General features: G+C 57.0%; 18 protein-coding genes. 8 read left to right on the top strand and 10 right to left on the bottom strand.

From position 1 onward, the window contains the following. Positions 1-85: 85 nt before the first annotated feature. The 9 genes from P8S53_RS16490 to P8S53_RS16530 all read right to left on the bottom strand — a co-directional run bounded on the left by P8S53_RS16490 (position 86) and on the right by P8S53_RS16530 (position 10,197). Entirely contained in the window at positions 86-853 is a 768-nt protein-coding gene (locus P8S53_RS16490) for a sugar phosphate isomerase/epimerase (RefSeq protein WP_277805066.1), read from the bottom strand. A 67-nt stretch (positions 854-920) separates the two neighbouring features. After that, entirely contained in the window at positions 921-1,889 is a 969-nt protein-coding gene (locus tag P8S53_RS16495; RefSeq protein WP_277805067.1) for a Gfo/Idh/MocA family protein, read from the bottom strand. Positions 1,890-1,960: 71 nt separating this feature from the next. Beyond that, positions 1,961-2,440, bottom strand: coding sequence for a VOC family protein (locus P8S53_RS16500; protein ID WP_277805068.1), 480 nt, complete (start codon positions 2,438-2,440; stop codon positions 1,961-1,963). Between the two features lie 115 nt (positions 2,441-2,555). Further along, entirely contained in the window at positions 2,556-3,533 is a 978-nt protein-coding gene (locus P8S53_RS16505) for an ABC transporter ATP-binding protein (protein ID WP_373418533.1), read from the bottom strand. A 106-nt stretch (positions 3,534-3,639) separates the two neighbouring features. Beyond that, positions 3,640-4,722 (bottom strand): ABC transporter ATP-binding protein, encoded by a 1,083-nt coding sequence (locus P8S53_RS16510; RefSeq protein ID WP_277805070.1) that lies wholly within the window; start codon positions 4,720-4,722, stop codon positions 3,640-3,642. Continuing rightward, positions 4,700-5,911, bottom strand: a complete 1,212-nt coding sequence (locus P8S53_RS16515) for an ABC transporter permease (RefSeq protein WP_277805071.1) — start codon at positions 5,909-5,911, stop codon at positions 4,700-4,702. Before P8S53_RS16515 ends, P8S53_RS16510 begins: the two co-directional genes overlap by 23 nt. 8 nt (positions 5,912-5,919) lie before the next feature. Next, positions 5,920-6,906: an ABC transporter permease gene (locus P8S53_RS16520; protein WP_277805072.1), complete on the bottom strand. Its 987-nt coding sequence runs from the start codon at positions 6,904-6,906 to the stop codon at positions 5,920-5,922. A gap of 214 nt (positions 6,907-7,120) precedes the next feature. Beyond that, positions 7,121-8,092 (bottom strand): aldo/keto reductase, encoded by a 972-nt coding sequence (locus P8S53_RS16525; RefSeq protein WP_277805073.1) that lies wholly within the window; start codon positions 8,090-8,092, stop codon positions 7,121-7,123. Between the two features lie 164 nt (positions 8,093-8,256). Further along, a complete protein-coding gene (locus tag P8S53_RS16530; RefSeq protein ID WP_277805074.1) occupies positions 8,257-10,197 on the bottom strand; it encodes an ABC transporter substrate-binding protein in 1,941 nt (646 codons plus the stop codon). A 462-nt stretch (positions 10,198-10,659) separates the two neighbouring features. Between P8S53_RS16530 and P8S53_RS16535 the strand changes: the two genes are divergently transcribed. Beyond that, complete coding sequence (locus P8S53_RS16535; RefSeq protein WP_277805075.1) at positions 10,660-11,691, top strand: LacI family DNA-binding transcriptional regulator; 1,032 nt, start codon at positions 10,660-10,662, stop codon at positions 11,689-11,691. A gap of 404 nt (positions 11,692-12,095) precedes the next feature. On the opposite strand, the gene P8S53_RS16540 is transcribed toward P8S53_RS16535, so the two are convergent. Beyond that, complete coding sequence (locus tag P8S53_RS16540; RefSeq protein WP_277805076.1) at positions 12,096-13,589, bottom strand: M81 family metallopeptidase; 1,494 nt, start codon at positions 13,587-13,589, stop codon at positions 12,096-12,098. Between the two features lie 148 nt (positions 13,590-13,737). Between P8S53_RS16540 and P8S53_RS16545 the strand changes: the two genes are divergently transcribed. From P8S53_RS16545 to ortB, 7 genes are all read left to right on the top strand, one after another. Further along, entirely contained in the window at positions 13,738-14,625 is an 888-nt protein-coding gene (locus P8S53_RS16545) for a LysR family transcriptional regulator (RefSeq protein ID WP_277805077.1), read from the top strand. Positions 14,626-14,875: 250 nt separating this feature from the next. Further along, positions 14,876-15,922 (top strand): TRAP transporter substrate-binding protein DctP, encoded by a 1,047-nt coding sequence (dctP, locus tag P8S53_RS16550; protein WP_277805078.1) that lies wholly within the window; start codon positions 14,876-14,878, stop codon positions 15,920-15,922. Positions 15,923-16,017: 95 nt separating this feature from the next. Next, a complete protein-coding gene (locus P8S53_RS16555) occupies positions 16,018-16,548 on the top strand; it encodes a TRAP transporter small permease (RefSeq protein ID WP_277805079.1) in 531 nt (176 codons plus the stop codon). Next, entirely contained in the window at positions 16,548-17,834 is a 1,287-nt protein-coding gene (locus P8S53_RS16560) for a TRAP transporter large permease (RefSeq protein WP_277805080.1), read from the top strand. Before P8S53_RS16555 ends, P8S53_RS16560 begins: the two co-directional genes overlap by 1 nt. 24 nt (positions 17,835-17,858) lie before the next feature. Continuing rightward, positions 17,859-18,896 (top strand): hypothetical protein, encoded by a 1,038-nt coding sequence (locus tag P8S53_RS16565; RefSeq protein WP_277805081.1) that lies wholly within the window; start codon positions 17,859-17,861, stop codon positions 18,894-18,896. Continuing rightward, complete coding sequence (gene ortA, locus P8S53_RS16570; RefSeq protein WP_277805082.1) at positions 18,893-19,207, top strand: 2-amino-4-oxopentanoate thiolase subunit OrtA; 315 nt, start codon at positions 18,893-18,895, stop codon at positions 19,205-19,207. Before P8S53_RS16565 ends, ortA begins: the two co-directional genes overlap by 4 nt. Beyond that, positions 19,204-20,640 carry a 2-amino-4-oxopentanoate thiolase subunit OrtB gene (ortB, locus tag P8S53_RS16575; protein WP_277805083.1) on the top strand — a complete coding sequence of 479 codons (1,437 nt, stop codon included), beginning with the start codon at positions 19,204-19,206 and terminating at the stop codon, positions 20,638-20,640. The genes ortA and ortB overlap by 4 nt, the downstream gene beginning before the upstream one ends. Positions 20,641-20,706: the final 66 nt, after the last annotated feature.

The raw sequence follows: 20,706 nt of genomic DNA on the forward strand, positions 1-20,706 counted from the left end.
AAGGAAAGATGAGCACCTCTGCTATTAGGCTCCCTGAAAGTCAAACCATAAGCTGTCCCGATGAGATTTCCAGCTTGCAAAGAAACTACTTTCGCAATTGTGGCAGTGATCGCAGATAATCAAGCGAGCGCGTGGCAAATACCTTCCAGTCGGAAGGATTGTCATGCTCTGTCACGATGTGATGTGCATTTGTTTCACTAAACAATGGGGCTAGGCGGGGCCAGTCGATAATGCCGTCGCCTGTTGCCGTCCAGCCGTCATCTTTCAATGTGCCGTCTGGTGCTGTGTCCTTGACCTGAATGGCGATGATCCGGTCCGCATAGCGTATCAGTTCGGCGGCCGGGTCGGTGCCCGCGCGCATAATCCAGCCGCAATCGATTTCGAAATGCAGATCTTTGCCGCCCGCTGCCAGAATATGATCAATAGGTCGCGACCCATCGGCCAACGGAAAATACTCAAAGTCATGATTATGCCATGCGACCTTGAGTCCATGGGCGGACACCTGCTGTGCGGCCTGCCCCAACCTGTCGCCCAGTATGCGCCACATGTCAGGGGTCGTCCCGCGTTCGTTTGGTGCCAGATAGGGCGGGATCATCAACCACGCCCCCAAGGCATGGGCGATGTCGATATATTTCGCAGTCTCGTTGATCAGGCCCGCAAGTGGCATGTGAAAGCCATAACAATCCAGACCTGCATCGCGGATCTGGCGTCCGAATGTCACAGGATCATCCTCATAAGCGGCTTGCCAAGGTTCCACAGCATCATAGCCCATGGATTTGAGTGCCCCCAGTTGAGGTTCTATGGGCCAAAAATTGCGGGCGGAATAAAGCTGACAAGAGATCGGATATTTCATGAAATCGCCCTGTCTGTTGAAACGGGTGTCCGCCTTGCCCGTCGGGTCAAGGCGGAATTGTGATCCCTCACCGCGGAAAACCGGCCAGGCGATAGATCGCATCAAGCGCAATCATGTTGTTGATTGCGTCAGTGGGACCGGTCGGCAGATCGGCACCCGTGTCGATGGCATCAAGCAGCGCCGACAATTGATAGTCGTATGTCGTGCCCCCTGCGACCGTGCGGATTACAAAACTATCGCCAAACCGTTCGCGGATGGAGTGTCCCTGATGCGGCAAGCAGGGATTTTCCAGTTCCACTTCCCCCGTCTCGCCCACAATCTTCAACAGACCCAGAAAGGGAGGGTTGGCAATATCGGCCACAAGTGTCGCGGTAACGCCGTCGTCGAATTCCATCTCACATTGCATGGACTGATCAACACCCAACTTCGTCCGCTCTGCCTGCGCCGACAGGATACGGGGTTCCCCGCCGTGAAAGCTGCGCAGCCAATGCAGCGGATAGCAGCCCAGATCCATCATGGCCCCGCCGCCCTGCGCCGGGTCGTGTCTGATAGACTTTTCATCGAAGGGGATATCGACGTAGAATTCAGCACGCATCGAAAGGATCTTGCCCAGTTTACCCGACGCCTTGATCTGGAGAAGGTGCAAAAAAGCAGGATGATATCGGTCGTGGAACGCTTCCATAAGAACGCGATCAGCTTTCATCGCGGCAGCCGCCATGGCGCGCGCGTCATCGGCGGTCATCCCGATCGGCTTTTCGCACAGCACATGCTTGCCAGCTTCGAATGCCTTGATCGTCCATTCGGCATGACCCGCCGGCGGCAGGGCATTGTATACAATATCAATCTCGGGATCGCCGAGCAGGGCATCATAACTTTCATACGCCTTCCCGATGCGATGGGTCTGCGCGTAGTCCTGAGCTGCCTGGGCACGACGCGAGGCAACGGCGTGGATTGTTACATCTTCACGGCGGTTAACGGGCTGGATTATAGAGCGCGGCGCAATACCTGCGGCCCCCAAGATACCAATCTTGTGCATATTTTTCCTCCCTAACGGGTTTTGATATGGCATCGGACAGCGCACCATCCGATGCCTTGCAAGGGCACGGTTTAGCCCTGCGGTTCCTTGTCATTGTCGAATTCAAGCAACTCTAGTTGGATGCCCAGGTCAGCAACGGTATCGAAATAGGCATAACGACCATGGCTGCCATCAAATTCGCCGCGCTGAAGCTCTTTATGTCCTTTCGCTTCCAGATAGGCGGCACGCTTCGTCAGGTTGCGGGTGCGGAAAGCGATATGGTGACACCCTGGCCCCTTTTGTTCGAGCAGATCCCGCCAAGCGCTTTTTTCCGGTCCGGGCTGCAAGAATTCTACATCTATGTTTCCGAACTTGAACATCATGATACGGCAGCCGACATCAACCCGCTTGCCCATGTAAGTGGCTTTGGCTTCGGCCGATTCAGCAGCACGCCCTTCTTTGGGCAACGGTTTTCCGGTCAGTTCGGCGAACCATTTTGCCGATTTCATCACATCATCAGTCACGAAGCAAATCTGCATGACCTCGTCTCGGTCAAGAAGTGGACTGTCCATTGAATATTCCTTTCTCTCGTTGTTCATCTTTTGGCGTTTAGTTGCTGATTTCACTAGTGTTATCGTTAATATACCGCTTGTCAGCAAATGCTTGTTCATCGTTGTTCGCTGTCGTTTAGTATGCCCCCCGCAGGTTCAGCTCATCTGCACGATGACAGGCGACGAAGTGGTTTTTGCGGGTTTCCCGGAAGTCTGGGACTTCCGTTTTGCATTGATCAGTCGCATAGGGACAGCGCGGATGAAAATGGCATCCGCTGGGCTTGTTGGCGGGGTCGGCCACTTCCCCCGCAAGGCGCACAGTTGCCCCTTTTCCACGCAGGCGCGGATCAGCCTTGGGGACGGCGGCCAGCAATGCCTCGGTATACGGGTGCAGCGGTGTTCGGTACAGGTCCTCTGTCGTTGCCAGTTCCACGATATTGCCGACATACATGACCGCAACCCTTGTGCTGATGTGTTCGACCACGGACAGATCATGGGCAACGAACAGATAGGTAAGGCCAAGTTCTTCCTGTAGATCTTGCAGAAGGTTTATGGTTTGTGCCTGAACCGAAACATCGAGGGCAGAGACCGCCTCGTCGCAAACCACAAGTTCTGGGTTCAAAGCAAGCGCGCGGGCAATCCCGATGCGCTGTCTTTCACCACCGCTGAACGCGTGCGGGTGCCGGCTAAGATATTCAGGGCGCAGGCCGACTTTGCGCAACAGGTCGATAACCCGATCCTCGATCTCGGGCTTCTTGTATTTGCCAGTCTCGGCCAGCGGTTCGCTGACGATGTCGCGGACCGTCCAGCGCGGGTTCAGGGACGAATGCGGGTCTTGAAAGATCATTCGGATGTCGCGCCGGAATGGCTTGAGTTCACGATTACTGAGGGTGGACAAATCAATGGTTTCACCATTGTGCCGATGGTAGACAAGCTGTCCGCCAGTGGGCTTGTAAGCGCGAACGATACACCGCCCGGCGGTTGTTTTGCCGCATCCCGATTCCCCGACCAGCCCAACCGTTTCGCCAGCGCGAATGGTGATGCTCAGGTTATCAACGGCCCTTACAGTGCCGACCACGCGGTGCAGAAATCCCTTTGTCACTGGGAAGTGCATCTGAAGGTTTCTGATTTCCAGCAAGGGATCGCCCTTGCGCCTGCCTGCCTTGCGCACGCCTTCGGTCAATGTCGAGGTCAGAGTGTTGTCTGCCATATTTTCCTCTCTAACCTGCGCTTGGGGTGGTAGCGTGTGTCTGCGCAGTTTCGGGGGCACTGTGCAAAAGGCAGCGAACCGAACGTCCGGGGGCCAGTTGTTCCCTTGGCGGGGAGATAACGTTGCAAATGCCGTCCATACGCTCGTCACATCGTGGATTAAACTGGCATCCGGTGGGACGGTTGAAAGGATGGGGAACCATGCCGCGGATCGATTCCAGCCGGTGACGTCTTTCTACCCCCAGCTTGGGAATCGAACGCAACAGCGCGCGTGTATAGGGGTGCTTGGGGTCGTGGAAGATGGCGTCCACCTCTCCGGTTTCGGCCACCGTACCCAGATACATCACCACGACATAATCGGCGATTTCCGCAACGACGCCCAGATCGTGGGTAATGAAAATCATCGACATTCCGAATTCGCGCTGAAGAGAGGCGAACAGATCGAGGATATTTGCCTGCGTCGTCACATCAAGCGCTGTTGTCGGTTCATCTGCGATAAGCAGCTGAGGCTCGCATCCCAGCGCCATCGCAATCATTGCGCGCTGGCGCATACCGCCCGAAAGTTGAAAGGTATACGCATCAATACGCTCCTGCGGCTTGGGGATACCCACTTTACCCAAAAGCGCGATTGCCCGTTCGCGGACCTGTGCTTCGCTCATCGGCATATGAAGCCGGATCATCTCCGTGATCTGATCGCCGATGGTGTGGACAGGGGAAAGCGAACTCATCGGTTCCTGAAAAATCATGGCAATATCCTTGCCACGAATTTTGCGGATTTCTGTGCCTTTGGGATCCAGCTTGGCAATATCCACGCTTGGTCCGTCCCGACCATGAAACATGATGCTGCCATCAACGATGCGGCCCGGCGGTGATACCAGTTGCATCAAGCTGCGCGCAGTCATCGACTTTCCTGACCCGGACTCGCCTACAATGCAGACTGTCTTGCCGCGCGGCACCTGAAAGTCCACGCCGTCGGCGGCCTTGATCGCGCCCTCATCGGTGGCAAAATGCACTTTAAGGCCCTTAACCTCGATCAGAAAATCGTCTTTGGTCATGCTCATCTCCTGATTTCTAGGCATAGGGGTCGGCGGCATCGCGCAAGCCGTCGCCCAGAAAGTTGAGCGCCAACACGGCTATCACAACAGCTGCGCTTGGCCACATCAGCCATGGCGCAGAGGCAACAGTTCGGATGTTTTGGGCTTCCTGAAGCAGAACACCCCAAGAAACCACCGGCGGGCGAAGCCCGATCCCCAGAAAGCTTAAAGCCGTTTCCGCAAGGATCATTGAAGGGATTGCCAGCGTCACAACTGCGATGATGTGACTAAGAAAATTTGGCACCATATGCCGCATGACGATCTTCACGTCGCTGACCCCGTCCAATTTGGCGGCCAGCACGAAATCTTCGGTCTTGAGCGCAAGAAACCGACCGCGCACAACCCGTGCAAGGCTGGTCCAGCCGATGATTGAAAGTATGACCGTAATCAGGAAATACACCTGAAGCGGGGGCAGTGTTAGCGGAATGGCTGCGGCAAGCCCCATCCACAACGGTATCGAGGGGATCGATTCAAGAAACTCCCCCAGCCTTTGCTGAGCGGTGTCGATCCAGCCGCCGTAAAAGCCCGCCAGCCCGCCCAGAAGAACGCCCAGGAACAAGCTTAAGGCAACGCCGACCAGCCCTATCGACATTGACACACGGGTTCCGTGAATGGTCCTTGAAAGAACATCGCGACCCAGGCGGTCAGCGCCAAACAAATAGATCCGTTCGCCCATAGTCACCGGACCGAACAGTTTTCGCTGCAACGGAATGAACCCGGCAAGCAAATAGGGTTCGGATTTCACAAACAATCCCACCGGAATGATCTGGGTTTCATCAATCACGAAGGTGCGACGCAGCGCCACGGGGTCAATTTCGACAGTATAGCCATTCACATGCGGCAGAAACTGCCGGCCTTCGTCGGTTTGCACGAAAAGGTTAAGGGCTTGGGGGGGCGCATAGGTATGCTGGGTGCTGTGGACATTGGGGGCATAAGGGGCCAGAAACTCGGCGAAAATGGCGACCAGATAAATCAATATGGTCACTACGCCACCAACAAGGGCCAGTTTGTGACGACGAAACTTCCACCACATCAGTTTGAACTGACTTGCAAGTACCAGTTCATCTTCGGCAGGTAGGGTTGCCGCCGGACTGGTGACAGCAGTAGCGCCACCGGGTGGGAATGCGCCGACCACGCCGCCCGGGCCTGCCGCTGCTGTCTTATCTTTGGCGTCTGTTAGGTTGGACATGGCAAACCTCACTGGTACCGGATGCGTGGATCGAGCCAGGCAAGCGCGATATCGGACAGCAATGTGCTGACGACATTAAGCACACTGAGCATCAGGATGAATGCGCCTGCCAGATACATATCCTGCGCAAGCAATGCCCGCAGCAACAGTGGCCCTGTGGTGGGCAGGCCCAGCACGATGGCCACGATGGCTTCCGCCGAAACGACAGCGACAAGAATATTGTTCTGGGCGCTGACAAAAAAGTTCAGGGCGATACGAACAGGATATTTGAGCAAGAGCCTGATTTCAGACAAGCCTTTGGACCGTGCCGTGACCACATAGGGCTTGCTTAATTCATCAAGCAGGTTGGCGCGGACCAGCCGGATCAGGCCCGCTGTCCCCGCAGTGCCCAATACGATCATCGGGATCCACAGATGCATCATAAGATCCCCGACCTTGCCCCAGGACCAGGGTGCATTCTCATACTCGGGGGAGAAAAGCCCGCCAACGCTCTGGCCGAAATGGGCAAAGGCGATATACATCAGAAACAACGCCATCAGGAAGTTGGGAATTGCCAATCCCAGAAACCCCACGAAGGTCGCGATGTAATCCCCGATCGAAAATTTGCGAACTGCCGAATAGATGCCGATAGGGAATGACACAACCCAGATGAACATCAGTGTGGCGGTGGACAGCAGCAAGGTCAGCCCCAGCCGCTCCCAGATCATTGTGTTGACGGGCCGGTTCCATTCGAACGACATGCCGAAATCGCCATAAAGCAGTATATTGGTAATCCATTTCCAGTATTGGACATAGAATGGCTCCCCTAGCCCATACCGTTCGCGCAAATTGGCAAGGGTTGCAGCATCGACCGTGCTGCCCTGTTCCGCCATCCTTGCCACCATGGTTGTCAGATAGTCCCCGGGCGGCAGCTGGATGATGAAGAACGCAACGAACGAGATCGCAAAAAGCGTCGGGATCATGTAAAGGATACGACGAACGATATAGAATGCCATGGCGTCACCCTGCCCTTCGTGCGTGGATGCTTGCCAGTCCGGGGCAGATAAAGCGGACACCGCGACGACCCGGATGCACCCCCCGGGCAAACGCGCCGCCGCGCCTGAACTGAACATGCGTTAGCATATCACGCCTCCCTATCCTTGCGTCCCAACCTGATTTCTGGCGACTGCCATCTTCACAGCACATCTTGTTTTCCGACACTCCGCATTGTTACGGGTGGTGGTCATACATGTTGCCCGTCGCGGGCAGTTCGGATGCCAGCGCATTGCTGATTTCGGTCATGCGTTCGAATGCCCAGGACGGAATTTCCCCCTCAAGGGCTGCGGCGTTGGTCGAAAGCTGTGCTGGTGAACGCGCCCCGACAACGGCGCAATTGGCGCCCGGCTGATTTAGAACCCAGCGTATGGCCAGATGAACAAGCGGGCGGTCAATCTCTTTTGCTATTGCCTTGCATTGCTCAATCGCTGCAAACACATGCGGCCAGACCCTGGGCCAGAACAGCACGATATTGTTGCGCGGGTCATGCGGTTCAAACATCAGTTGCCGCGCAAACTTTCCCGTCAAGCTGCCTTGCGCGATGGAACTGTAGGTCGCGGTCCAGATATCATTCGCGATGCAATAGGGCAGGATCTGTTTTTCCGCCTCGCGCCAAAGTAGATTATAACCTAGCTGGTGCGCATCTATACGCCCCACCGTGGCCACTTGTTCCATGTCAGCCACCGAGAAATTCGAAACGCCAATCGCCCGGATCAGTCCACGCTCCTTGGCGGTGACCAACCCTTCCATTAATGGCCGCAAATCACGGCCCTTGCGCGGCCAGTGAATATAAAACAAGTCAATGAACTCTGTATTCAGCTGTCGCAGGCTGTGTTCTACCTCGCTCAGCATCAGATCGGCATCCATTTCGCCAATCGAGGATTTTGACGCCAAAAAGATCGAGTCGCGTCGGGACTTCAGGAACGCGCCAAGAAGCGCTTCGGATTTCCCTTCGCCATATCCGGCGGCGGTGTCGAAATGGTTGATCCCTGCGTCGACGGCGGCATGCATGGTATCAAGCAGACTCTCGCGCCCACCGTCGGCCCATTGCGCGGGGTTGAAATAGGACCCCCCGAATGCAAGCCGGTTCAGCACCTGCCCGGTTGCCCCGAATCGCGTGTGGCTGGAAAAAGCGGATTGTTTCATACGACTCTCTCTGATTTCTTGCTGGCATCGCAAGATGGAAGAAGGTTGCAGCACCACCCCCAATGCAAACTGCGGACAAGGGGTGTTATGCGCGTGGTTCTGACGAAGCCTTGAAGGTTCGGGTTTCGGGCGCGCAACCACCCGAAACCCATGCTGTTGAGAGGCTACTGTGACGCAAAATAGTAGGTTTGCGGATTGGTCGGCCCCGGATTGGCAAAGATCGCCCCCTCTGGCATGACCTGCGGCACATTTCGGAAATTGTTCTTGGCAATCCCGAAATTAACCGCCCGCAGGTTGATGCCGATGGTGAAGAACTCGTCACGGGCACGCGCAAGCAAGTCGCGCGTAAGTTCGGCCTGTGCCTCGGTATCCGGTGTCGCCAGCAACGCGTCATACATATCCATGAGTTCCTTGATATGTTCGGGCGGTTCTTCGGCAATCGGGTTGTTTGGATCAAGATACCACGCACCCCAGGCAACGGCCCAAAATGCATTATGATTTGCCGGAAACCACCCATATGGATCAATCAACACATCCCAACCCAAACCACCTGGCCCACTCCAGACCAAGGCGTCATGGGTGTTGGAGTCGCGAATGTTCCAGAACAACGACTGTTCGAGGGTGCGCAGCTGCATATCGATACCCACTTCAGCCAGGTGGGCACTGGCCAATTCCATGCCGTCGACATTGGGCTGGCGTGTCGCGACAACATTGACAGCAAATGAAATACGCGCGCCGTTCTCATCAACCCGGAAACCGCTGCTATCGCGTTCGGTAAATCCGGCGCGGTCCAGATATTCATTGGCAAGGTCAAGATCGTATTCGGTGAACTGCTTTGCCATCTGGGCGTCGTAGTAGGGTGATGACTCCCTCGGGGCCAACTGGTGCGGCTCTCCCTGCCCGACATAGACCGTGTCGATGATTTCCTGACGATTGATTGCATGGGAAAGCCCGATACGGAAATCCCGGTTCTGGAAGATATTGCGCAACCTCGGATCTTTATGGGTGTGGTTAAGATACAGCGTCAGCTCGGTGCTGGCAGCGGGCGTCAGATCGATAAACCGGAAATCCCCGTCTTCCATGTGATCGAAAAAAACCGACTTCTGATCAAGCGTTCCGAACTGACCATCCGTATTATCCCGAAAGTCGATTTCCCCCGCCAATGCCCTAAGCATAAGCACTTCACTGCTCTCATACTGGCCGAACTCTACCCGATCGATATAGGGAAGCTGGTTCCCATCTGGGTCCACTTTGAAATAGTAGGGATTGCGTTCCCCGATAACGCGGCTTGAACCGTCATAGGGCCGCGTCAGCACCCATGCGTGCAGGGTCGGAATATTCAGGTTCTGGAAGCGTTCGATCGTGCGCTCGGCCAGCGCTGTGCCCGCTTTCGCTTCAAACATCTGGGCCCAGCTTGTAAACCCTTCCGCCGCCATCAGATCCTCGATACCGTCGGGATTGTAGTCGATATGATACTGGGAAAAGTAGTGGCGGGGGTAACTCGTATAGTACCAGCCCCAGCGCCCCGCGACATCGTGCTGAAGAAAGAACCCGGAAGGTTCTTCAAACGCAAAGCTAACTGTATAGTCGTCGATTTTGGTAACGGTTATACGGTTGTTCTGATTGCGCCGCGCTGCAAGCTCATCGTTCAGATAAACGGCTTCGTACCAGAACATGATGTCATCCGCCGTGAATGGCGCGCCATCAGACCAGCGAATACCCTCGCGCAGGTGAAACACATATTCGCGGCCATCGTCGCTGACATCGACAGCTTCCGCAATGTCGGGAATAACTTCATTATAGTCAGGGTCCCAACGCATGAGGTGGTCGTATTTCATGACACGCGCCAACATGTGTTGGGCGTTGCCCCCGACAAGGCCATGTCGCCATGTGCCACCGTATTCACCGATGGACTCAAGCGGCTCGACCACCATGGGCGACGCTGGAATGCGCTCTTCAATCGGTGGGATCTCACCCGCCTCCACAAGTGCGTCCAGCATTGGTGCTTGGTTGAATTGTGCCATGGCAAAGCTTGGCACCACAATGAGGGTCGCCACGCCAGTAGACATGGCAAGCTTTTGGATAATTCCAGTAAACCCTTGCATAAGGTTCTCCTCCCTGTTTGCAAGTTTGGTTTTTGACGCCTGCATTGATGGCGCCGGCAAACAGAGCTTAAGCGCTCTGCGCATTATATTATCGTTAATACGATCATTGCTTGTCGCCGTATATTAACGATAACAATGCCCCGCTCGCGTGATTCCGTCAACCCCTTCCTTGCAATAATTTGCATCAGGTCTGGGTGCATATGGTGAAAATGTAGGCGCAATTGATACGGCCGACGGCGAACATCCTCGATGGTATTCGCCCTGCTAAGCCAATATAATTTAATTACTTACAGCAACTTAATCCCCATTGGACGCGCGTCTACGCGCCTGCGTTCATTGATTTCTGAACTTCAAGACCTACGGGTTCGCGTTCCAAACTTCGCCTTGCCTGACCTGCGGGGTAACGGTATTAACGTTATATACAAGATTATGTTCTGCACATTTGGCCATTAAAGAGAAAAAATGACTCGTTCGGGGATGACCACAATCCGACTCAAAGACGTCGCAACACGCACCGGGTTTTCAGTTAACACAGTGTCGCTCGCCCTGCGTGACAGCCCGCGCCTTGCGAAAGAGACGCGTGAAATCATACGATCTGCGGCCCGGGAATTGAATTATCTTCCCAATCAGGTCGCTAAATCGCTCGTCAACCGAGAGACAAAAACCATCGGGCTGATCCTGACGGACATTACAAGTCCGATTCTTACCGCCACGGCCCAATCAGTCGAAACCGCCCTGTCCGCGCGGGGATACAGCACATTGTTTGCAACCTCGAACAACCGCATTGAGGATGAGATGAAGGCAATCGATCTGTTTCGCGCCCGACAGGTCGATGGGATGCTGGTTTATCCACGCAGCCATACCGTCATCGATCACATACAAACCTTGCGCGGCGCGGATTATCCTGTCGTGCTGCTGGTGGCGAACGGTGGTGCGGAAATTGATGCGGTCGGCATAGATGAACGCAAAGGCTCCTACAAGGCGGTCACACATCTGATCGATGTCGGACACCGTGCCATCGCACTGATCGACAGCGCAAATCCACTGGGCAACCCCGAGAAGCGCGAAGGTTATCTGTTGGCACTGGATCAGGCTGGGATCGCATTTGACCCGTCACTTGTTTCCGACCCCGGCGGACATTCGGTCGCGAGAGGCTTTTGGGCAATGGACGCCCTGATGTCGAGGACAAACAAACCGACGGCTGTTTTCACTGCAAACGATGCGCTTGCTCTTGGCGTATTGCGGTGGACAAAGGTGCATGGATTGCGCGTCCCCGAAGATCTGGCCATTATCGGGTTTGACAACATTGAGTATGCCGAACATGCGACCACCCCCATTTCCAGCGTCAATTATGATGTAGCTTTGGTCACAGACCTTGCAGTGGAGCGATTGATGAACTTGATCGCCTCACCCGGAGCCCTGCCCTCTCCTCAAATGACACTTATCGATCCAGATATTGTGGTGCGCCAAAGTACTGCAAAACGGACACGCTAGAAAGCGCCCGCCAAGACCTGCCTGACACGCACCAACCCATCACTCGTTGAACCTGCTGGCTTATATTCCAATCCGACAGCGCCTTTATATCCGCTTGCAAACAACCAAATGCAAGGGCATCTGCGTGATTGCCTTGATGCAAAACCCGTTGGTTTCCCTGCATTCAGCACGATCTGGGGCGGTTTAGCCTGTGTTGCGCACGCGTGCAATATAAAGAGGTGGATTGCAGCCGTGGAGAACCCTTAGGTAATTCGAAAAATACCTATATAAAGATCACAAAAGATAGTTCAGTCGTGTAGAAAAGACGATACTACAGACATCGCGAAAGGCTGCGGAACGCAAGCAAAATGCCGCTATCCCAACCGTGCTATTCGGAGCCGTTCAGGCGCTGAAACGGATGATCTTCATGGCGGATCGAGTGGATGCACCGGTCGGGGAACGCGCCAGTATTCAAGACGATCAAGGCGGGGGCTGGCGAGGCCGCCGCCATCGACCAAGAGGATTCCTGATGCGATCGGCGCATAGGCCGCCCGGAAATGCTGGGTTGATTTGAGCGCGACAACCCGCATTGCGGCCGGGTCAACAGCGTTGCTGCGGAAAATTTCCAGATCAAGCGCTTGGGTTGCGTGACTGGTCACCAACACCTTGATGCCGTCGATGCGCAACAGGGCGCTGGGGCCTGCGCTTTGCGATACACCTTTCCACATCGGGCCGCCGCAAACAAACCGCCCGTCACCCAGATGTTCGACCCGAGCGTGCAACTGAAGGGGGGCACCGCCGAATGCCGGGTCTGACTTTCCGCCAAGCGACAGCGCCAATGTGTTGCCCTTTCCGGCCGCTTGCGCAGCCAGCACTGATTCCGGGTCATGCAGCGCGCCGAAAAGGATGTCGCTGCCACCGCCTTCCAACAGGGCAGCCAGCAGCGCGGTGGAGTCGGCATAGGCGCCATCGCCCGGATTGTCAGAGATATCAGCCAGGACAAGCGGCCCGTCATGTTCCCCCGCAGAGTGGCTGGCAGCGGCGGCTGCCGCCTCCTGCGGTGTCAGCACGGCTTCCTGATTGGCATCACGTTCATCCCACATTGCTTTGCAAAGTGTGTCGGCGATCTGTTCCGCGATCTGCGCGGCACCAAGGTGCACAACAGAAACGCTGGGTCCGATCTCGGGCACGTCAGCAAAGCTGAAACCAGCGTTCAGACTGATATCAAGGATCGCAGGATGCATTTCGGTCAGTGCTTGTGCCTGCGCCATCAGGCCCAGCATGGGCTCGCGGTCTGTGCGGCCCCCTTCGGGCAGGGTGATCATCGCGGGCTTGCGAACAAGCGTCCGGGCGCGCACAGGGGGGCGTGCAAGCATGCGGCGCAGCAAACCGGCCGCACGGCGACCTGTTTCGCGCATGTCCACATGCGGGAATGTCTTGTAGGACAGGATGATATTGGCATCATTCGCCATCTTCGGATCAAGGTTGGCGTGCAGATCAAGCGTCACTGCAAATATTGGTTTCTGGCCGAGTATGGCGCGCAGCTCCCGCACCAGCCGTGCATCGCCGTCGGTGCCGTCTTCCAACACCATTGCCCCATGCAATGAAAGCAGCACCGCATCAAACGGTCCGGCTTCGCGCGCGGCAGTCAGGATGCGTTCGCCGAATGCGTGCCAGGCGGGTTGCGTCACCGGGCCGCCGGGGGTTGCAAAAGTTGCCACAGGGGTGATCAACTCCCAGCCTTCGGCCCGGGCGATATCGGCAAAACCGGCCACTTCGTTTTCGGTATCGGCAAGCGCCGAAAGCACCGCGTCGTCCTGATGGCAGTAGAAACCGCGAAAAGCAGTCTCATCCGTAAGTCTTTGACAGAAAGTATTGGTCTCGTGCATGAACTGCCCGAGAAGAACCCGTTTCGTCATTTTCCGCTTCCCCATAGCCAGATTGAGCGGGCTGAAGCGGGGTCGGGCCGTGCATCGGAGTAGTTTCGTGATTACAACAGGCTGATAGTGTGATGCAATCGAAAATCCTGGCCGGACCAACGGTGGAGGCGGAATGCGGGACTTGCAGTTGAAGTACTTTTTCACAGTGGCCAATGAAGGATCGATTCGGAAAGCCGCCGAAAAGCTTAACCTCGCGGCCTCGGCGCTTAGCCGTCGGATAACCCAGATAGAGGAGGATCTTGGCGTTCCGATGTTCGAACGCCATGCGCGCGGATTGCGCCTTACTGATGCCGGACAGATCTATTTCGATCATGCACGCACCACCCTGCGCCACGAAGCCTGGGCGATTGGCGAGATCGAAGCGATCAAGGATCTGAGGCGTGGTCAGATCCGGGTGGTTTGCGTGGAGGGGGCGATCGGTGGCATCATGTCCGATGCTATCGCTGCATTCCGCCCCAAGTCGCCGGGTGTCAACCTTTCGGTTACACGAGCAGGTAGCACCGGCGTGGTGCGCGCAGTGGCCGCTGACGAAGCCGAACTGGGGCTTGCATTTGATCCACCGACGCACCGCGATGTCATGATAATTGCGGAAGTGCCAGCGCCGCTTTATGCCGTGTTTGCCCCCGGGTTTCCCTTGCCGGACGGGCCGCAATCACTGGCAGGTCTGGCGTCCTTGCCGCTCGCCATTCCGCCGGATAGCAGCTACGGCATTCGTGATGTGATCGACAGGGTTGTACGCCAGAACGCGGATATCGAGCTTGATCCACCGCTTTTGTGCGATTCTGTATATGGTCTTACCGGATTTGCCCTGCGAGGGCAGGGAGTGTCGATCCTGCCCATGTGTTCGGTCGCCGACGAAGTGCGTGCTGGGCGCCTTCTCATCAGATCGCTCAGCGACCCGCCCCTGCGTGATGCCCGACTTGTGCTGATGGGGCGCAGGCATCGCACATTGCCGCCGGTCGCACGCCGGTTTTGCGCAATCCTGAAAAGTTCTATGCAGGCCGCACCTTACTAGCGTTGCTTTTTGGGCAAACCGGTGTCGTGATTCAATACTTGTATGCGAACACAAACTCCTGAAACTCGTGCCAAGGGTTGACCAGGGGTCGTGCCGGGCATCGGAGGCTGGGTAAAGATACTGCGATACACCTGAACAGCCGGACACAACCGGCTGACGATACGCGCATTATCAAGTGCGCTGCGCTTGATCGCCTTGCCTGAGGATGCCCGCAGGCCAGAGAAAACAAGAGAAAACAGGAGAGGATGAAATGAGAAATATCTGGAATACAGCACTGGCCTGCGCCGTAGGCGCGCTTCTTGTCGGCCCGGCAATGGCGCAATCTGTGACGATTGTGCTGGCGCATGAAGAGCCTGCGGACGCCAACACATCAGCTGCGCATATGTCGGCCATGGTGTTCAAGGACATCATCGAAACCCGTTCGAACGGCGACATGGTTGTCGATATTCAGGCGGCAAGCACGATGGGTAACCAGCGCGAACGGATGGAACTGACGCAAGCAGATATCATTCAGGTGAATATTGCCGCAATCGGTGGCCTGGCCCAGTTCTATCCGGCAATAAACGCGATTGATCTGCCCTTTGCGTTCCCTGACGAGGTCATTGCCGATCACGTCTTTGACGGGCCATTTGGTAAGATGCTGGCCGAAAACATTCACGCAGCAACCGATCTGCGCCTGCTGGCCGTAACGGCGGGGGATTTCTATGTTTTCACAAACAGCACGCGCGAGGTGCGTAGCCCGGCGGATATGGAGGGGTTGCGGGTGCGCACCATGTCCGTGCCCAGCCACATTGCGATGATGAATGCACTTGGTGCCGCCGCAACACCAGTTCCGTGGGATGAACTGTACAGCGCGTTGGAAACCGGTGTGGTTGATGCCCAGCACAACCCGATCCCGATTGTCGCCGTGGGCAACCTACAAGAGGTGCAAAGCTATGCGACTGTCACAAATCACATGTACGGCGCTGATTGGTGGATGACCAGCGATCTGTTCCTTGACACCCTGACACCAGACCAGATGCGTATCTTTACCAACGCGGTAGAAGCGGCCCGCACCGCCGGGCGCGGTGCCAAGATGGGCCTTCGCGCCACCCAGTTCGGAACCGCATTCCTGGAAGATGCAGGAATTCAGGTTTATGCCCCCACCCCCGAGGAATTGGTGCAGTTCCGCGAACTGGCGGCACCGGCGGTGATGGCGGTGCTTGCTGACGAGCTTGGCGATGATGCAGTCGCGCTTGCCGAAGCGATGCTTGAAGCTGTCGCGACGTCCGAGCGCGAGATCTACGGCAGCGACTAAGCGCGCGTCGTTATCGGTAATAGGACCACGCCGGGCAATCGGTCGGCGTGGTTCAACTTTCATCTTCCTTTCCCCGCCCCAAAAGGCAGTACACCGTGAGCGCCATCGCAAAAATGCTGCACAAGATTGCCCGGCTGGTGGAAATCATCACCGCTGCGCCGCTGGTTGCTGCTGGTGCGGTGATGGTCGGTGTGGTTCTTGCTGCCACATTTTTTCGCTATGTGCTTAATGATCCAATCACCTGGTCAGAGGAACTGGCGCGCTATCTGATGATCTGGATCGGCCTTGTCGGGGCGTCGGTCACCCTGCGCCATGGCGAACACATCCGCATAACCGCCATCCGTAAACTGCTTCCAGCACCCTTGCGCATGATCACGGATCTTTTTGTGGCAGCCGCTATCGGCTGGTTCCTCTGGGTGATGACGGTCGAGGGCTGGGCCGCCGCCGAGCGTGGCGCGCGCCAGATGTCGCCCGCGCTGGGTGTTTCAATGATGTGGCCGCTTCTGGCCGTGCCTGTCGCAGGGGGCCTGATGCTGGTGCAGCATGTGATCCAGACGGTGTTGATGCTTTTGGGGGCGCAGAATGAACCTGAACATGAAAGCCCGATGGGCGGGGGGCCGGTCTGATGCTCTGGCTTATGGTAGGTCTGTTCGCGGTTCTGGTGGTGCTTGGCACGCCGCTGGCCTTTGCAATCGGCATCACGGGGCTGTTCGCGCTGGTGCAATCGGATGGTCCCAGCCTGATCCGGCTGGTGCCTATGCGGCTGTTTTCCGGCATCGATATGTTCTCGCTGATGGCAATGCCTTTCTTCATTCTGGCTGGCGATATCATGAATCGCATCAAGATCACCGACCGGCTGGTTGATCTGGCCAATTCGATTGTGGGCGGGGTGCGCGGGGCGCTGGCGCATGTGAATGTGCTGGTTTCTGTGTTCTTTGCCGGCCTTACCGGCGCTGCAGTGGCTGACACTGCCGCCATCGGGCGCATGATGATTCCGGCGATGGCGTCACAGGGTTACAATCGCGCCTTTGCCGCCGCAGTCACGGCCTCTTCCTCGGTGATCGGGCCGATCATTCCGCCGTCGATCATTATGGTCATCTATGGCTCGCTGATGCAGGTTTCCATTGCCGGGCTGTTTGCAGCTGGTCTGATCCCCGGTATTCTGATGGCGCTGTCATTGATGGGCTACATTGCATTCCGCGCCCGACGTGATGATCTGCCGGTGGCCAATCTGCGCGGCGATGTGCCACAATTTCGCATCGCGCTGCGACGCGCGCTAGTCCCGCTGATGATGCCGATTATCATTCTGGGTGGCATTCTGGGCGGGGTCTTCACGCCGACCGAAGCCGCCGCCGTGGCTGTTTTTTATGCGCTTGTCGTCGGGCTGTTTCTGTATCGCAATCTGGGTCTGCGCGATCTTGTTTCCATGCTTTACGACATGGTGCGCGCCTCGGGTTCGGTGTTCATCATTCTTGCGGCGGCCTCGATACTTGGCTGGGTGCTTGCGCGGCAGGGTGTGCCGCAGCAACTTGCCGACTTTCTGCTTGGTATCAGTGATAACCCGTTGATCTTCCTGTTTATCGTCACGCTTGCGCTGCTGGTTATCGGCATGTTCATGGAGATGACGGCGATTCTGATCATCCTGGGCCCGATCCTGCATCCGATCGCAGTCTCGCTGGGGATCGATCCGCTGCATTTCGGTATCGTGATGGTTGTGAACCTCAATATCGCGCTGGCCACGCCGCCGCTTGGGGCATGCCTTTTCGTGGCCTCGTCCGTGGGCAAAGTTCGCTTCGAGGATGTCGCATGGCGCATTCTGCCCTTCATTCTGGTCGAGATCGCGGTGCTGGCCGCCATCGTTTATGTCCCGGCGATTTCGCTGACCCTGCCGCGTCTTCTGGGTCTCGGCTGACATACATCTTAAGGGGAGCATGAAATGACATCCGAGATCATTCTGTTCGGCGTTGGTGCCATGGGCCAGCGGATTGCCCGGCTGGCCCGCGCGCGCGGCTACACCATCCGCGCGGCCATCGATATGGACCCGGCCAAGCAGGGCGTACCCCTTGGCCGCCTTGCGGATTGGCAGGACCTGAAATCCGGCCCCGCCATTACTGCGGATATCGCAGAGGCGCTGAAGGGCACGCCCGCAACGGTTCTGCATGCAACCGCCTCTTTCCTGCGGGATGTATCATCCGAGATCGAAAGTTGTTTGCAGCACGGCCACGATGTTATCTCTATCTCCGAAGAGATGACCTGCCCGCATTCGGCTGACCCTGCCATTGCGGCGCGGCTGGATGCCACTGCGAAACAGTACGGCGCGCGGGTCATTGGGACTGGGGTGAACCCCGGTTTTGCGATGGACATTCTGGTGCTTGCGCTAAGCGTGCCTTGCGGACGAGTTGATCATATTCAAGCCATCCGGACGAATGATCTGTCAGATTTCGGGCCGACGGTATTGCGGACGCAGGGTGTTGGCCTGACGCCCGGGGGCTTTGCCGACGCGGTTGCCCAGGGCCGTGTGGTCGGGCATGTCGGCTTCGCGCAGTCCATTGCGTTGATTGCGCGACACTTGGGGTGGACGGTTGATCGCGTTGTCGAAACCCGAGAGCCAATCATTTCCTCGGTCGCCCGCAAAACGCCGCACATGACGATCGCGCCAGGGCAGGTCGCCGGGTGCCGCCATTGCGCCTATGCATATATCGGCGGGCACGAGGTTCTGCGGCTTGAACACCCACAGCAGATACGGCCTGAACTTGAAGGACAGGCGACATCGGATCAGATTCGCATCACGGGCGATCAAGTGATCGAGATGCGGATCACCCCTGAAATCGGGGGCGGCGCCGGGACGGCGGCGGCGGCCGTCAACGCGCTGGCGTATCTTCGCCGCGCCCCGGTGGGGCTGGTCCATTTGACCGATCTGCCGCTTACCAGCCCGAAGATGACCAACCTTATCCCACAAGGAGACCATTCATGAAATGCCAGACCGGCGATTGGGTTCGTATCCATTCGGTGATCCTCGCGCCAGAAGAGAGGGCAAGCGCCATCCCTGAGGAGACCCGTGCTGTGCCACTGGAAATGCGTGTGAAGGGTTGGCTGATCACGGCAGTGGCCGCGATCGGCGACACTGTGGAAATCCGGACCACACTCGGCCGCCGCTATCATGGCACACTGGAGGCCATGAACCCGCCATATGGACATGATTTCGCCGCAGCGATCCCGGAACTTCTGCGCGCAGGCGAGGAATTGCGCGCAATGCTGTCCGAGGCTGAGGGGGAAGTCACATGAAACAGGTCGATTACCAATCCGTCATGGGCCGCCGCAATGAAACGATGCTTTCGGCGCTCGGGCTTGATTACGCGCCTTTCCTGCAACACCCGGTCACCTTTGACTATGAGGCTCTGATGGCGCAGGTCACCTACAGCCTCGACACGGTGCGCGAGATTCAGGCGCGTGTCGGGGTGGGGAACACGCCCCTGATCGAACTGCGCCAGATCAACCGTCTGGTGCGCATGCTTGCACCAAAAGGCAAGGGCGCGCGCATCTTTATCAAGGACGAGGCCGCTAACCCGTCAGGCAGCTACAAGGCGCGCCGCGCGGCACTAAGCATGCATCACGCCAAAGAGGCAGGCTTCAAGGGCGCCGTCGCAGCGACCAGTGGAAATTATGGGGCGGCGGTTGCCAGTCAGGCGGCGATGCGGGGCCTTGATTGTATTGTCGTGCAGGAAGTATTCGACAGCCTGGGCATTGGTCAGCCCGAGATTCTGGAAAAGGGGCGCGCTTGCGAGATTTATGGGGCAGAAGTGTTGCAGTTGTCCGTTGGACCCGAGCTGTTCTACCAGTTCCTGCGCGTTCTTGAGGAGACGGGCTATTTCAATGCCTCACTCTATACTCCGTATGCCATCGCCGGGGTAGAGCCTTTGGGGGTTGAGATTGTCGAGCAGATGCAGGCCGCAACCGGTGCGGCCCCGGATGTGGTGATCTGCACTCATGCGGGGGGCGGCAACCTGACCGGTACGGCGCGCGGGTTGCAAAAGGCCGGAGCATCACAGTGCAAGGTTGTCGCCGCAAGTGTCGATCTGTCGGGCCTGCACATGGCCAGCGACACCGATTTTAACCGCAAGCATTTCACCACCGGCCACACCGGTTTCGGAATTCCATTCGCCAGCTGGCCTGACCGAACCGACGTGCCGCGCAATGCCGCGCGCGCGTTGCGCTATATGGATCGCTACCTGCTGGTGAAGCAGGGGGAGGTGTTCTACGTGACGGAAGCGCTGGCCCGCCTTGAAGGGTTGGAGCGTGGCCCGGCAGGCAATGTGGCGCTGGCCGCAGCGATTGCTCTAGCGCAGGAGATGGAGGAAGATCAGACGATCGTGGTTCAGGAAACTGAATACGCGGGCGCGGGCAAGCAGCCATCGGCCCAGCTTAGTTTTGCCCGCGAGCGCGGTATCCGGATCTGGCGCGGCGACCCCGAAGATGAGATCCCCGGCGCGGCAGTCGTGATTCCTGATCATCCCTCGCGGATCAAGCTGCGCGATGTCGACCTTAACCGCGTTCGCAAAAGCCTGATCCGCAAGGCTGCCGCGCTGATGCCCGATGGCAGAGCACCAGACAGGGACGACATCAACTTTCTGGCTGCCGAAACCCGCAGCAACCCGGCATTCGTTGATGACTGCCTGTTGATTGCCACTTCTGGAACAGGGTCTTTCGAATCAAGTTAGTTTCTTCACAAAAGTAACCCCGCCAAATTACGCTTCTGCGGGGTGAGGTTCGCATCTCAGATCTAT

Source organism: Roseinatronobacter sp. S2, assembly GCF_029581395.1.
Lineage (GTDB): Bacteria > Pseudomonadota > Alphaproteobacteria > Rhodobacterales > Rhodobacteraceae > Roseinatronobacter.

Bases quoted from the DNA above. Each gene is read 5' to 3' on its own strand.
- P8S53_RS16490 (WP_277805066.1), bottom strand. From the start codon at position 853: ATGAAATATCCGATCTCTTGTCAGCTTTATTCCGCCCGCAATTTTTGG.
- P8S53_RS16495 (WP_277805067.1), bottom strand. From the start codon at position 1,889: ATGCACAAGATTGGTATCTTGGGGGCCGCAGGTATTGCGCCGCGCTCT.
- P8S53_RS16500 (WP_277805068.1), bottom strand. From the start codon at position 2,440: ATGGACAGTCCACTTCTTGACCGAGACGAGGTCATGCAGATTTGCTTC.
- P8S53_RS16505 (WP_373418533.1), bottom strand. From the start codon at position 3,533: ATGCACTTCCCAGTGACAAAGGGATTTCTGCACCGCGTGGTCGGCACT.
- P8S53_RS16510 (WP_277805070.1), bottom strand. From the start codon at position 4,722: ATGCCGCCGACCCCTATGCCTAGAAATCAGGAGATGAGCATGACCAAA.
- P8S53_RS16515 (WP_277805071.1), bottom strand. From the start codon at position 5,911: ATGTCCAACCTAACAGACGCCAAAGATAAGACAGCAGCGGCAGGCCCG.
- P8S53_RS16520 (WP_277805072.1), bottom strand. From the start codon at position 6,906: ATGGCATTCTATATCGTTCGTCGTATCCTTTACATGATCCCGACGCTT.
- P8S53_RS16525 (WP_277805073.1), bottom strand. From the start codon at position 8,092: ATGAAACAATCCGCTTTTTCCAGCCACACGCGATTCGGGGCAACCGGG.
- P8S53_RS16530 (WP_277805074.1), bottom strand. From the start codon at position 10,197: ATGCAAGGGTTTACTGGAATTATCCAAAAGCTTGCCATGTCTACTGGC.
- P8S53_RS16535 (WP_277805075.1), top strand. From the start codon at position 10,660: ATGACTCGTTCGGGGATGACCACAATCCGACTCAAAGACGTCGCAACA.
- P8S53_RS16540 (WP_277805076.1), bottom strand. From the start codon at position 13,589: ATGACGAAACGGGTTCTTCTCGGGCAGTTCATGCACGAGACCAATACT.
- dctP (WP_277805078.1), top strand. From the start codon at position 14,876: ATGAGAAATATCTGGAATACAGCACTGGCCTGCGCCGTAGGCGCGCTT.
- P8S53_RS16560 (WP_277805080.1), top strand. From the start codon at position 16,548: ATGCTCTGGCTTATGGTAGGTCTGTTCGCGGTTCTGGTGGTGCTTGGC.
- P8S53_RS16565 (WP_277805081.1), top strand. From the start codon at position 17,859: ATGACATCCGAGATCATTCTGTTCGGCGTTGGTGCCATGGGCCAGCGG.
- ortA (WP_277805082.1), top strand. From the start codon at position 18,893: ATGAAATGCCAGACCGGCGATTGGGTTCGTATCCATTCGGTGATCCTC.
- ortB (WP_277805083.1), top strand. From the start codon at position 19,204: ATGAAACAGGTCGATTACCAATCCGTCATGGGCCGCCGCAATGAAACG.